The sequence below is a fragment of the Flavobacterium sp. SLB02 genome (assembly GCF_009664855.1).
Classification (GTDB): Bacteria; Bacteroidota; Bacteroidia; order Flavobacteriales; family Flavobacteriaceae; genus Flavobacterium.
The window spans coordinates 5,097,234-5,109,492 of the sequence record NZ_CP045928.1; the positions used below are offsets into that span (position 1 = coordinate 5,097,234).

The 12,259-nt window shown below is 33.5% G+C and carries 13 protein-coding genes and 1 tRNA gene; 7 read left to right on the forward strand and 7 right to left on the reverse strand.

Annotated features, from left to right (window positions below):
- The first annotated feature begins 105 nt into the window (after positions 1–105).
- A complete protein-coding gene (gene purN / locus GIY83_RS19120) occupies positions 106–669 on the forward strand; it encodes a phosphoribosylglycinamide formyltransferase (protein WP_208682901.1) in 564 nt (187 codons plus the stop codon).
- 145 nt (positions 670–814) lie between these two features.
- Positions 815–1,291 carry a ribonuclease HI gene (rnhA, locus tag GIY83_RS19125; RefSeq protein ID WP_194615125.1) on the forward strand — a complete coding sequence of 159 codons (477 nt, stop codon included), beginning with the start codon at positions 815–817 and terminating at the stop codon, positions 1,289–1,291.
- A 55-nt stretch (positions 1,292–1,346) separates the two neighbouring features.
- On the opposite strand, the gene GIY83_RS19130 is transcribed toward rnhA, so the two are convergent.
- Positions 1,347–1,694 carry a DUF6249 domain-containing protein gene (locus GIY83_RS19130; protein WP_194615124.1) on the reverse strand — a complete coding sequence of 116 codons (348 nt, stop codon included), beginning with the start codon at positions 1,692–1,694 and terminating at the stop codon, positions 1,347–1,349.
- A 455-nt stretch (positions 1,695–2,149) separates the two neighbouring features.
- On the opposite strand from GIY83_RS19130, the gene GIY83_RS19135 reads away from it, so the two are divergent.
- Positions 2,150–2,734, forward strand: a complete 585-nt coding sequence (locus tag GIY83_RS19135; RefSeq protein WP_194615123.1) for an RNA polymerase sigma factor — start codon at positions 2,150–2,152, stop codon at positions 2,732–2,734.
- A complete protein-coding gene (locus GIY83_RS19140) occupies positions 2,721–3,116 on the forward strand; it encodes a hypothetical protein (RefSeq protein ID WP_194615122.1) in 396 nt (131 codons plus the stop codon). The genes GIY83_RS19135 and GIY83_RS19140 overlap by 14 nt, the downstream gene beginning before the upstream one ends.
- 2 nt (positions 3,117–3,118) lie before the next feature.
- Here GIY83_RS19140 and GIY83_RS19145 read toward each other — a convergent pair whose 3' ends face one another.
- Positions 3,119–3,427: a hypothetical protein gene (locus GIY83_RS19145; protein ID WP_208682902.1), complete on the reverse strand. Its 309-nt coding sequence runs from the start codon at positions 3,425–3,427 to the stop codon at positions 3,119–3,121.
- 503 nt (positions 3,428–3,930) lie between these two features.
- On the opposite strand from GIY83_RS19145, the gene GIY83_RS19150 reads away from it, so the two are divergent.
- Positions 3,931–4,854 carry a PfkB family carbohydrate kinase gene (locus GIY83_RS19150; protein WP_055097600.1) on the forward strand — a complete coding sequence of 308 codons (924 nt, stop codon included), beginning with the start codon at positions 3,931–3,933 and terminating at the stop codon, positions 4,852–4,854.
- 83 nt (positions 4,855–4,937) lie between these two features.
- Complete coding sequence (locus GIY83_RS19155) at positions 4,938–6,836, forward strand: amidophosphoribosyltransferase (RefSeq protein ID WP_194615119.1); 1,899 nt, start codon at positions 4,938–4,940, stop codon at positions 6,834–6,836.
- Between the two features lie 987 nt (positions 6,837–7,823).
- On the opposite strand, the gene GIY83_RS19160 is transcribed toward GIY83_RS19155, so the two are convergent.
- From GIY83_RS19160 to GIY83_RS19175, 4 genes are all read right to left on the reverse strand, one after another.
- A complete protein-coding gene (locus tag GIY83_RS19160; RefSeq protein WP_208682903.1) occupies positions 7,824–8,435 on the reverse strand; it encodes a superoxide dismutase in 612 nt (203 codons plus the stop codon).
- Between the two features lie 138 nt (positions 8,436–8,573).
- Entirely contained in the window at positions 8,574–9,200 is a 627-nt protein-coding gene (gene pth, locus GIY83_RS19165; RefSeq protein ID WP_208682904.1) for an aminoacyl-tRNA hydrolase, read from the reverse strand.
- Positions 9,201–9,690: 490 nt separating this feature from the next.
- On the reverse strand, positions 9,691–10,302 hold the full coding sequence (locus tag GIY83_RS19170) for a 50S ribosomal protein L25/general stress protein Ctc (protein WP_194615116.1): 612 nt from the start codon (positions 10,300–10,302) through the stop codon (positions 9,691–9,693).
- Positions 10,303–10,419: 117 nt separating this feature from the next.
- The gene (locus GIY83_RS19175; protein ID WP_065451678.1) at positions 10,420–11,361 is read right to left on the reverse strand and encodes a ribose-phosphate pyrophosphokinase; all 942 of its coding nucleotides are present in this window, start codon (positions 11,359–11,361) and stop codon (positions 10,420–10,422) included.
- Between the two features lie 231 nt (positions 11,362–11,592).
- Here GIY83_RS19175 and GIY83_RS19180 point away from each other — a divergent pair.
- Positions 11,593–11,672, forward strand: a tRNA-Leu gene (locus tag GIY83_RS19180).
- Positions 11,673–11,784: 112 nt separating this feature from the next.
- On the opposite strand, the gene GIY83_RS19185 is transcribed toward GIY83_RS19180, so the two are convergent.
- Positions 11,785–12,252 (reverse strand): OsmC family protein, encoded by a 468-nt coding sequence (locus tag GIY83_RS19185; protein WP_194615115.1) that lies wholly within the window; start codon positions 12,250–12,252, stop codon positions 11,785–11,787.
- Positions 12,253–12,259 lie beyond the last annotated feature (7 nt).

The following is a 12,259-nucleotide window of genomic DNA, read 5'->3' on the forward strand; positions in this document are numbered from 1 at the left end:
ATAAATGTAACACTAATTTATAAAATTAATTTCAAGAAAGCCCTTTTAATACTATTTATTTTCGATTTTTATTCCGTTTTTTGCATTCTAAAATTACATTCGATTATGAAAAAAATTATTGTTTTTGCCTCAGGATCAGGAACTAATGCTGAAAACATCATAAAATATTTTGCAAAAACCAAAATTGCGAAAGTCGTTTCGGTTTTTACGAATAATGCTGCGGCAAAAGTCATCGAAAGAGCAAAAAATCATCAAATTCCGACCGAAATTTTCTCAAAAAGTGAATTATTAGAAAGTAAAATCTTACAAAAAATACAAGAAATCGACCCGGATATGATAGTTCTGGCAGGTTTTTTATTGAAATTCCCAGATCATATAATCGAGAAATATCCTAATAAAATAATCAACATACATCCGGCGCTTTTACCTAATTATGGAGGTAAAGGAATGTACGGCATGCATATACACAGAGCTATAGTAAATAATAAGGAAAAAGAAACCGGAATTTCGATTCATTATGTAAACGAACATTATGACGAAGGTGGTATCATTTTCCAGAAAAATGTAGCACTAACAGAAGAAGATACCCCTGAAACTGTGGCCGAAAAGATTCACAAATTGGAACAAAAGTATTTCCCGGAAATTATTTCGAGACTATTAGAGGATTAAACTTTCAAAAAAAAATCAAAACATATAAGTCATATAAGAAGATATAAATTGGACTCTAATTAACTCTTTTAATACTTGACAAAGAAATATAAGCTGCATTATTTAAATGAACTTATATAACTTATATGGTGAAAAAAAAATAACAATGAATCACGAAGTGCATATATATACTGATGGCGCTGCGAAAGGAAATCCCGGAAACGGAGGATATGGCGTAGTGATGGAACTGGTGGGAACGCCATATAAAAAAGAATTCTACGAAGGTTTCCGTTTGACAACTAATAACCGAATGGAACTTTTGGCGGTAATTGTAGGGCTGGAAAAACTAAAAAACCCTAATATGAAGGTTTTGGTAGTTTCAGATTCTAAATACGTGATTGATTCTGTTGTAAAAAAATGGGTTTTTGGCTGGGAGAAAAAAAACTATACCGGCAAAAAAAACCCTGATTTATGGAAACGTTTTTTAATCATTTACCGCAAACATCAGGTCGATTTTAAATGGATCAAAGGCCATAACAATCACCCACAAAACGAACGCTGCGACGAATTGGCCGTAATGGCATCGATGCAAAAAAACCTTTCGGTAGATGCTTATTACGAAACCATTGGTTCTAAATCATAAAAAAACGCGTCAGAAACATTTCTTCTGGCGCGTTCTTCTTTTTATTACAACTTTTTTATTCTTTATCTAAGTCTTTAGCTCTGTGAAATCCTACCAGCAAACCTACTCCTGACATCGTGATGATTGTTGCCGGATACACTACATCTGAATTCATTTGTGTGTAAGTTGAAAGAAATAAAGCAATAAAAAATCCAAGTCCAATACCTATTAAAAGAAAAGCTGTATTTAAAATAAGGATTTTCCAGGCCGGAACTCCATTCGTTCTTCCTTTTAAAAAGATACTTGCATCGACTCCTTTTTCTATAAGCGCTAAACGTTCTCTGTTTCTTGTTGAATAAATAAGATAGACGATTCCGAAGATCATTAAGAAAAGACTGATTGGTACTAAAATTTGTGCTCCCATAATTTTTTATGTTTTTATAATTGATTGATACCCCATATGACGACATGTTTTGAATTGAGGTTACAAGAAATTTAAAATAAATTCCAAATTTTAAATTCCAAATTCCAAAACTTGCTGATTATGAGTTAATTTTGAGTTTATAATTATTTTCATAACAATATTTTCTTCTTGTTTGTTATCTCGACGAAAGAGAGATCACACGCGAAACTCGACAACGATTGGTAACTTTCTTTGTGGAATTACTTGTGTGATCTCTCCTTCGTCGAGATGAATATTGGGATTAAACTTTGTCAAAGTTTAAAACTTTGACAAAGTTCTATACACATATAGATTAAAATTTAAACTATACATTTCTTCTTCTTCCGAAGTTGGAATTTGGATTTTTAAAAATATTGTAATTTATTTTTTTTCAAAATTCTTGTAACCTAAACACAGAACGTGTCGTCTTACCTAATATGAGCACAATAAGCGATCAACATTATATCGATAAAATTATACAGGGCGACGCGAATGCGTTTGCCGTGCTGGTGGATCGTTATAAAGATATGATCTTTACATTGGCTCTTAAAATGATTAAAAACAGAGAAGAAGCCGAAGAGGTTGCACAAGACACTTTTATTAAAGCTTACAGTTCTTTGGTAAAGTTTAAAGGAGATTCTAAATTTTCGACCTGGATTTATAAGATTGCTTATAATACGTGTTTAGATCGTTTGAAAAAAAATAAAAAAGAAGACAACAATATATCGATAGATGAATTTTCGGCTCATTTAATAAAAACGATGGATAATGCTTTGAGCGCTTTAGAAGATAAAGAACGAAAGCAAACCATTCAGAATTGTTTGAATTTATTACCGAGTGAAGAGAATTTCCTGCTAACTTTATTTTATTTTGAAGATCAGAGCTTAGAAGAAATAGGAAAAGTCATGAACATTAACACTAATAATGTCAAGGTAAAATTATTTAGAAGCCGACAAAAATTAGCTGTAATTTTGAAAAAGCAATTAGAACCAGAAATAATAGAATGTTATGAAAGAAAATGATAAAGAAATAGAAAATCTGATTGAGAGAATGATGAGCGAAAACACTTTGGAATCGCCATCTTTTGACTTTACTTCAAAAATAATGTCTCAGGTTTTAGTGACTGAAAAAAGCAAAATCAAAGCCTACAAACCTTTAATTTCTAAAACAACCTGGATATTTATTGGTGTCAGTTTAGTTGCTTTGACGGCTTATGCTATTTACTACAATAACGACATTTCTAATTTCGAAATAGCCAAAACCTATTCTGATAAAGCTTCTGCCCTATTTTCCGGAATTCATTTTTCTACGAATGTACTTTACGCTTTATTGGTAGTTCCGTTTATGGTATTAATTCAGATTGGGGTTTTGAAGAATTATTTTGATAAGAAGTATGAGTTGTAGAATTATTTGAAAGAATCTTCTCTTTTTCTGAGATAATCTATTCCAATTAAACAATCGGAACTTACATCATATTTATTAAGATAAAACAAATACTTTATTGTAAAATATTCATCAGTTTTTAAATTTGATTTATTGAGTTCAATTTCATTTTTTCTTTTTGATGATTTTGAATATTTTTTCAGAAATTTATTAAATCCTAAATCACAATATTCTTTTTCTATTTTTGAATCTAATTTAAATTTCTGTTCAAGAATTAGCGGAGACTTTTCGTCAAATACAAAATCGTCATTAAGAAAAGTTTCTAAAAACATTTTGAAAGAGTTATATTTTTTTGAATAGTACAACTTGTAAGACGCATAGAGATAATTCTCAGTTGTCATAAAATTTCATTATGATTTGTCCTAAAATATAAATCTGAAAATCCGTAAGGAATAAATATAGGAAATCCGTTTTTTTCATTATCTCTAAGAGCCAACTTCTCTATCATTTCTTCAGAAAAATTCGGTTCTTTTCTTTCACAGGAAATCAAAAAACAAAACAGCATTAATAAGATTATAATTTTCTTCATGAATGAAATTTGATATTTAAACAAATCTAACTAAAATCTTCAACTCTTTTTTTCAAAAATAAATATTGTATTTTAAATCCAAAAAACATATTTTAAGCACTCAGAGGAATCAAATTTAATTCATTCATTTACAATAGTTTTAGCCCCGAAAACGATATTGTTTTTTTATGAAAATTTTGAGAACTTAAACCGTTGCAATATTGCAACTTATGAAGTATCTTTGCACCCTAATTCGAAATTCATAAAATGAATAAATTATTGATTGTTGGAACGGTTGCTTTCGACGCGATTGAAACTCCTTTCGGAAAAACAGATAAAATATTAGGTGGTGCTGCAACGTACATTGGTTTATCAGCATCCTTTTTTAACTTACAATCGGCCATTGTTTCAGTAGTTGGCGACGATTTTCCTCAAGAACATTTAGATCTTTTAACTTCAAGAAATATTGATATCTCTGGTATCGAAATTGTAAAAGGTGGAAAAACCTTTTTCTGGAGCGGTTTATACCACAACGATCTAAACTCAAGAGACACTCTTGTAACGGAACTAAACGTTTTGGCTGATTTTCAACCAAAAGTTCCTCAAAACTATAAAGATGCTGATGTTGTGATGTTAGGAAACCTACATCCTTTAGTACAAAGCAGTGTTTTGGATCAAATGGAGAAAAAACCAAAATTAGTAGTTTTAGATACTATGAACTTTTGGATGGATTGTGCTCTTCCGGAATTACTTGACGTAATAAAACGTGTAGACGTAATTACAATCAATGACGAAGAAGCAAGACAACTTTCAGGAGAATATTCATTAGTAAAAGCAGCTAACAAAATCCAGGAATTGGGACCAAAATATGTGGTGATCAAAAAAGGAGAACACGGAGCACTTTTATTCCATAACAGAGAAGTATTCTTTGCACCGGCATTACCGTTAGAAGATGTTTTTGATCCAACAGGAGCCGGAGACACTTTTGCAGGTGGTTTTTCAGGATTTATTGCGCAAAGCGAAAACATCTCGTTTGGCAACATGAAAAACGCAATTATTTACGGATCTAATTTAGCTTCATTTTGTGTAGAGAAATTTGGAACCGAAAGGATGGAAACATTAAGTAAAGCAGAAGTAGCGATTCGATTACAACAGTTTAAGTCGTTAACTCAGTTTGACATAGAAATATAATGCCCTGAAGCCTCGATAAAACGGGGCTTTTTTATTACGTTATTACGCACAACTTTACAACAACAACACAAATACAAAAAACAATGAGCGACGCTTTAAAACACGAATGTGGTATAGCCTTAGTTAGACTTCTTAAACCGCTTGAATATTACAAAGAAAAATACGGTACTGCTTTTTACGGGATACAAAAAATGTATCTAATGATGGAGAAGCAACACAACCGTGGGCAGGACGGAGCAGGTTTTGCCAGCATCAAATTAGATGTTGAACCAGGTGAGCGTTACATAAGCCGAGTTCGTTCGAACCACGCACAGCCTATTCAGGACGTTTTTAAACAAATCAACGAGCGTATCAATGAGGAGATGACTTCTCATCCTGAATATGCAAATGATGTTGCCAAACAAAAAGCAAACATACCTTATATAGGAGAATTATTTTTAGGTCACGTTCGTTACGGAACTTTCGGAAAAAACAGCATCGAAAGTGTTCACCCATTTTTACGTCAGAGTAACTGGATGCACCGTAACTTAATTTTGGCAGGTAACTTTAACATGACAAATGTTAAAGAACTTTTCGAAAATTTAGTTGAGCTTGGACAACATCCTAAAGAAATGGCCGACACTGTTACCGTAATGGAAAAAATAGGTCACTTTCTTGACAAAGAAGTAATGCAATTATACCAGGACTGTAAAGCCGAAGGCTATTCTAAAAGAGAAGCTTCTCCGGTAATTGCAGACCGATTGGACATCGCAAAAATATTAGGACGTTCTGCTAAAAACTTAGACGGAGGTTACGCAATGGCCGGATTATTAGGTCATGGTGACGCTTTCGTATTTAGAGATCCGGCAGGAATTCGTCCGGCTTACTTTTATCAGGATGATGAAGTAGTGGTTGTCGCTTCTGAAAGACCGGTTATTCAGACTGTATTTAATGTACCTTTTGATAGTGTTCAGGAAATTGAACCTGGAAATGCTTTGATTATCAAAAAAAGCGGAAAAGTTTCTATGGAACAAATTTTAGAACCAACTGTAAAAAAAGCCTGTTCTTTTGAAAGAATTTATTTCTCAAGAGGAAGTGATGCCGAAATATATCAGGAACGTAAAAACTTAGGTAAATTAATTTTACCTGCAGTTTTAGATTCAATTGACAGCGATACAGATAATACTGTTTTCTCTTATATCCCGAATACAGCAGAAACTTCATTTTACGGTTTAGTCGAAGCTGCTCAGGATTTCTTAAACCAGAGAAAAAACAATTATATTTTAGCAAACAGAAACACGCTTACAGCCGAAACTTTACAGGAATTATTAGCTGTAAAAATACGTACTGAGAAAGTTGCAATTAAAGATGCTAAGCTTAGAACCTTTATTACTGAGGATAGCAGCCGTGACGATCTTGTTGCACACGTTTACGATGTGACTTACGGGGTGATCAAACCAACAGACAACCTTGTTATTATCGATGACAGTATCGTTCGTGGTACTACCCTTAAAATGAGTATCATTAAAATGATGGATCGTTTAAATCCTAAACGTATTGTAATCGTTTCATCGGCGCCACAAATTCGTTACCCTGATTGTTACGGAATTGACATGGCTAAACTAGAAGGTCTTGTAGCTTTTAGAGCAGCTTTGGCTTTATTAAAAGAAAGAAATCTATATCACATAGTTGATGAAGTTTATGCAAAATGTAAAGCACAGGAAAACTATTTAGATAGTGATGTTGTGAATTATGTCACGGCAATTTACGATCAGTTTACTCCTGAAGAAATTTCAGATAAAATTGCTGAAATGTTGAGTTCTCCCGAAATTAATGCCGAAGTAAAAATCATTTTCCAGAAAGTAGAAGATTTGCATATTGCTTGCCCTAAAAATTTAGGTGACTGGTATTTTACGGGAGATTATCCTACACCAGGTGGTAATCGCGTTGTAAACAGGGCTTTCATGAATTTCTACGAAGGAAAAGATGCAAGAGCATATTAAAAAAATACTAACAAAAGGTTAATTAGTGCATTTCATCGGTTTTTTTTGCCGTTCATCCTATATGTTTGGTAAAATTGAAAAGCTACAATACTTTTGAGATACCATAACATTAGTAGGTTAAGTTTATGGTAGATTTGGGGCAAAAAGGGTGGAAGCAATTCCACCTTTTTTATTGGAATAAACTCAAGCATTTCAATTTAAAGCCATTATCTTCTTTTGGTCGGATATATTGACCATTCATCTGAAAAGTTTTTTTAACGATAATAGCTATCATACATTTACTAAACCATAACATTAGTAGGTTAAGTTTATGGTAGATTTGGGGCAAAAAAGGTGGAAGAAATTCCGCCTTTTTTATTTTCTTTTTTTTTAGAGAATAGACTAAAAGCTCTGAGAATAGACAAACAATCGAAAAACGCTTTCTTTAATTCTCCTCCTCTATTCTTTCCCCTTGCTTCTATTCTCTATATTCTATCTTCTATATTCTATCTTCTATATTCTATTCTCTATATTCTTCCTTCATTAATCTTTCCTCTTTATTCTATCTTTTTTACTCTATTCTTTTTGTTCCATCTTCTTTACTCCATCCTCTTTACTCCATCCTCTATAATCTATTCTCTTTAGTCTATTCACTTTAGCCTATCTTTTCCTTACTTAATCGGATATATTGACCATTCGTCTGAAAAGTTTTTTATATAAGAATAGCTAACATACATTTACTGAACCATAACATTAGTAGGTAAAGTATATGGTAGATTTGGGGCAAAAAAGGCGGAAGAGATTCCGCCTTTTTTATTTTTATTAAGCAGAAAAAAGAGTAAAGATTAGAGAAGAAAGATTGTTGAAGAACTAATCTAGAAGAAAGAAAATAGAGCAAAGAATAAAGATTGTTGAAAATAATTAATATGGTAACAAAAAAAAAGACGAATAGCGATCAAGCCATCCGTCTTTTGTCTTTACTCTTTATTCTATCTCCTCTTAAACAGACTATTTGTCTAAAGCATATCTTCTTGCTACTTCTGTCCAGTTAATTACACTGAAGAAAGCTTCGATATAATCCGGTCTTCTGTTTTGGTAGTTTAAGTAGTAAGCGTGCTCCCAAACATCCATTCCTAAGATTGGAGTTCCACCGTTACCAGCAACTTCCGGCATTAATGGATTATCTTGATTTGGAGTACCTACAACTTCTAGTTTACCACCTTTTTTTACTGTTAACCAAGCCCATCCTGAACCAAATTGAGTTGCTCCGGCTTTAGCAAATTTTGCTTTAAACTCTTCGAAAGTTCCAAAAGAATCTTCGATTGCAGCTAATAAATCACCTGTTGGTAATCCACCACCGTTTGGAGACATTACAGTCCAGAATAAATTGTGGTTGTAGAAACCTCCACCATTGTTACGAACTGCTGCGTTTGTTTTATCTAAGTTGATTAAGATATTTTCGATTGTCTTACCTTCTAAATCTGTTCCTGCAATTGCAGCGTTAAGATTTGTAGTATAAGCATTATGGTGCTTTGTATGATGGATTTCCATTGTACGAGCATCAATATGTGGTTCTAATGCATCATATGCATAAGGTAATTGTGGTAATTCAAAAGCCATGATATTATGATTTTATGATTTATAATAATTTATTTCAAATTTAGACATTTAACTTTGGAATAGAAAATACTATTTCGTTATAATTGAATATAATTAACTGATAATTTGATTATTTAACAGTTAAATAACTGAAATTCTTTACTTTCCGTTAAATGTAGTCATCGTATTTTCTAAACCGGCGGTTCCAAATGATTTGATAATTTCCGAAGAAACTTCTAAACGTTCCGGCAATTTTGCTTTTTCTTCTTCGTCCCATTCTCCTAAAACGTAATCGATTTGCTGTCCTTTTTTGAACTGATCGCTGATACCAAATCTAAAACGGGTGTAGTTTTGAGTATTTAAAACCAAGTTGATATTCTTTAAGCCATTATGACCTCCGTCGCTTCCTTTTGGTTTGATACGGATGGTTCCGAATGACAGGTTTAAATCGTCTGTAATGACCAAAATATTCTCTAACGGTATATTTTCTTTGTCCATCCAGTATTTTACCGCCTTGCCGCTTAAATTCATGTAGGTGTTAGGCTTAAGCAGGAAAAAGGTTCTGCCTTTGAATTTATATTCGGCCAAAGCGCCCAGTTTTACGGTTTCGAATGAAAGTCCTTCTTTTTTGGCTAAAAAATCTAATACTTTAAATCCAATATTGTGTCTTGTATTTACGTATTCGGCACCAATATTTCCTAAACCTACGATTAAATATTTCTTCATATTATCTATGTTCTCTTCTTTTTGTGTTGATGAAAACAGTTTTGTTATCCATTTTATCATGATACAAAAATAAGGTTAATTAGAGAATGTGCCAATTTGTTAATTAGATAATTTGCTTTTAACTGCAAAGAATGGCACGCGGATGACACGGATTTGAATGGATTTACGCGGATTTTTTTTATTTACTCTTTATTTTGTCATCTCCACTTTTCAGACTGAGCGATGCCCAAACTTCGGGACAAGTCCGCAAGAAGCCCGACAATATGGAGTAAATTACTTTGGGAAGAGCTTCGACTTCGCCTCAGCCTGACATACTGTAAACTATACCTTCTGTGTCTCTCTGAACCTTTGAACCTTTGTCGGGTCTTGAAAAAACCCTAAAATATCTGCTTCTAAAAAAAGAATAACCAAAAACCAGCAAAGGGCTTCGACTTCGCTCAACATGACATATGAAAACTTAGAACCTTAGCATCTTAGCAACTCAGAACCTCTAAAAACAAAAAAAACACCAATCTTTCGATTGATGCTTTTGTATTGAATTTGAAAAAAATTATTTTTTCTTTCCTTTTGCAGGAGCTTTTGCAGCTTTTGCAGCTTCTTGAGCAGCTTTCATAGCAGCACGAGAAATTCTTACCTGAGCTACAACTGTGTTCTCTGGGTGCATCACTTTGTATTCTGGAGAACCAACTTTAGTAACGTATAATTTGTTACCCATTTCAAGTGGAGTAATGTCAGCTTCAACAAAATCAGGAAGATTTTTAGGTAAAGCTTTAACTTTTAATTTACGTGTGTTCAAACGTAAAACACCACCTGCAAGAACACCTTTTGATGTACCTACAACTTTTACAGGAACTTCCATAGTGATTTCTTTGTCATCAAATAATTGAAAGAAGTCAATGTGTAAAATTCTGTCAGATACAGGGTGAACCTGGATATCTTGTAAAATTGCATTAAATGATTTTCCTTTTCCAAGCTCAATCACAACTGTGTGTGCGTTTGGAGTGTAAACCAAGTTTTTGAACGCTGCAGCGTCTGCTGAGAAGTGTACTGCTTGATTTCCTCCGTATAACACGCAAGGAACCGCTCCAGCATTACGTAAGGCTTTAGTTGACACTTTGCCCACGCTTTCTCTTTCTGATCCTTTAATTGTAATCGATTTCATTGTAAAAAAAATATAGTTATTAATAAATATTCTCGTTTGCTATAAGCTTTAGGCACTAGGCTTTAGGCTTTTTGTAAAGTGGATAGCTTACGGCTTAAAGCCTAAACATATTGCTTTTTACATTATAAATTTTCCACTGATGGAATTGTTGTGGTGCACCATGTGCATTACTTCAGCAAAAAGAGGTGCACAACTCACTACTCTGATTTTCTTTGATTCTTTCTTTAATGGGATTGAATCGGTAACTATTAACTCGCTTAATTTTGAGTTTTCGATTTTTTCGTATGCGTCACCTGATAAAATGGCGTGTGTACAAATTGCTCTAACGCTTAATGCTCCTTTTTCGATCATTAAATCTGCCGCTTTCGCTAATGTACCACCAGTATCGATCATGTCGTCTACTAATATTACGTTACGTCCTTTTACTTCACCAATTAGCTCCATAGTGTCGATAACGTTGGCTGCTTTTCTTTGTTTGTAACAGATTACTACATCTGATTCCAGGAACTTAGAGTAAGCATATGCTCTTTTTGAACCTCCCATATCCGGAGACGCAATGGTTAAATTGTCTAAATTTAAACTTTTTACGTATGGTAAAAAGATTGTAGATGCAAATAAATGATCTACTGGTTTTTCGAAAAACCCCTGAATTTGATCTGCGTGCAAATCCATTGTCATTACTCTTGTCGCTCCGGCAGCATCTAATAAATTAGCTACTAATTTTGCTCCAATCGGAACTCTTGGTTTATCTTTTCTATCTTGTCTTGCCCAACCAAAATAAGGCATAACAGCTGTAATGTGTCTGGCTGATGCACGTTTTGCTGCATCAATCATTAGTAACAATTCCATCAAATTATCAGCAGTTGGAAATGTTGAGCACACGATAAAAACGCGTAATCCTCTTATTGATTCTTCGTATGATGGCTGAAATTCTCCATCGCTATACGTTGACATCGTTACTTTTCCTAACGGAATTCCGTATTGTTCTGCAATTTTTTCTGCAAGATAAACACTTTGTGAACAAGCAAAAATTTTAGCTTCTGGTTCTAGGTGCGACATTATAATTTGTTGTTTTGTAGTTAGTTGTGTGTGCTTCGTTTTAACGAGGTGCAAATTTAGAAAATTTATTGGACACTGAAAGGAAAAATTTAAGTATTTTTATTAGAATTTTTAATTTTATTTTTTACATTTGCACCGTGTTAAAGGAATAAGCACAGTTATGACATCATAATTCACTTATTCTATTGCGTTAAAATAATTGATTTACTTAGTTATTTTTTCGTCTGCTAAGCCCGGATGGCGGAATTGGTAGACGCGCTGGTCTCAAACACCTGTGGGAAACCGTGCCGGTTCGACTCCGGCTCCGGGTACAAAGACCTCTTCTTAACGGAAGAGGTTTTTTTGGTTTTATACGGTTAATTTTTCACCAATAACATATGTAAGTTCATTTAACAAGTCTGGTTTTCAACTTAATAACTTTCTTTAAACGTCACAACTCGCCTCATGTAAAACAGGGAAATTGCATGAATTAGCAATAAAACACAATTGATTGGCTTTAAAATGTAAATTTAAAGCAAGTTCAATTTGGTCTGGATTTGTGATTTTTACTTTTGGTTTTAATCGAACTTTTGTAAAACGCCCACTTCCATCTTCGGAGACTTCAAGAGTTGCTTCGGCGTTGTCTGAATATTCGAGTACTTCTATTTTATTTTGAGAGCAGACATATAAATAGGACATCATGTGGCAGGAAACCAAACTGCTCAACAATAAATCTTCGGGATTGTATAATTCCGGATCGCCTTTGAATGCTTTGGCTGCTGAGACATCTAAAACTTGTTTTCCTTCGATTTTAATTTGATGGCTTTTGTTATAGACTTTTGAGATTGTTTCTTTTGAATCTTGATTGGATGTCCAACATAATTCTGCTTTAAATAAATGTTTAAATGCCATTTCTTGT

Bases quoted from the DNA above. Each gene is read 5' to 3' on its own strand.
- GIY83_RS19185 (WP_194615115.1), bottom strand. From the start codon at position 12,252: ATGGCATTTAAACATTTATTTAAAGCAGAATTATGTTGGACATCCAAT.
- GIY83_RS19140 (WP_194615122.1), top strand. From the start codon at position 2,721: ATGAAAGAAAATGATAAAGAAATAGAAAATCTGATTGAGAGAATGATG.
- GIY83_RS19130 (WP_194615124.1), bottom strand. From the start codon at position 1,694: ATGGGAGCACAAATTTTAGTACCAATCAGTCTTTTCTTAATGATCTTC.
- GIY83_RS19150 (WP_055097600.1), top strand. From the start codon at position 3,931: ATGAATAAATTATTGATTGTTGGAACGGTTGCTTTCGACGCGATTGAA.
- pth (WP_208682904.1), bottom strand. From the start codon at position 9,200: ATGATAAAATGGATAACAAAACTGTTTTCATCAACACAAAAAGAAGAG.
- GIY83_RS19145 (WP_208682902.1), bottom strand. From the start codon at position 3,427: ATGTTTTTAGAAACTTTTCTTAATGACGATTTTGTATTTGACGAAAAG.
- purN (WP_208682901.1), top strand. From the start codon at position 106: ATGAAAAAAATTATTGTTTTTGCCTCAGGATCAGGAACTAATGCTGAA.
- GIY83_RS19135 (WP_194615123.1), top strand. From the start codon at position 2,150: ATGAGCACAATAAGCGATCAACATTATATCGATAAAATTATACAGGGC.
- GIY83_RS19160 (WP_208682903.1), bottom strand. From the start codon at position 8,435: ATGGCTTTTGAATTACCACAATTACCTTATGCATATGATGCATTAGAA.
- GIY83_RS19175 (WP_065451678.1), bottom strand. From the start codon at position 11,361: ATGTCGCACCTAGAACCAGAAGCTAAAATTTTTGCTTGTTCACAAAGT.
- GIY83_RS19170 (WP_194615116.1), bottom strand. From the start codon at position 10,302: ATGAAATCGATTACAATTAAAGGATCAGAAAGAGAAAGCGTGGGCAAA.
- GIY83_RS19155 (WP_194615119.1), top strand. From the start codon at position 4,938: ATGAGCGACGCTTTAAAACACGAATGTGGTATAGCCTTAGTTAGACTT.
- rnhA (WP_194615125.1), top strand. From the start codon at position 815: ATGAATCACGAAGTGCATATATATACTGATGGCGCTGCGAAAGGAAAT.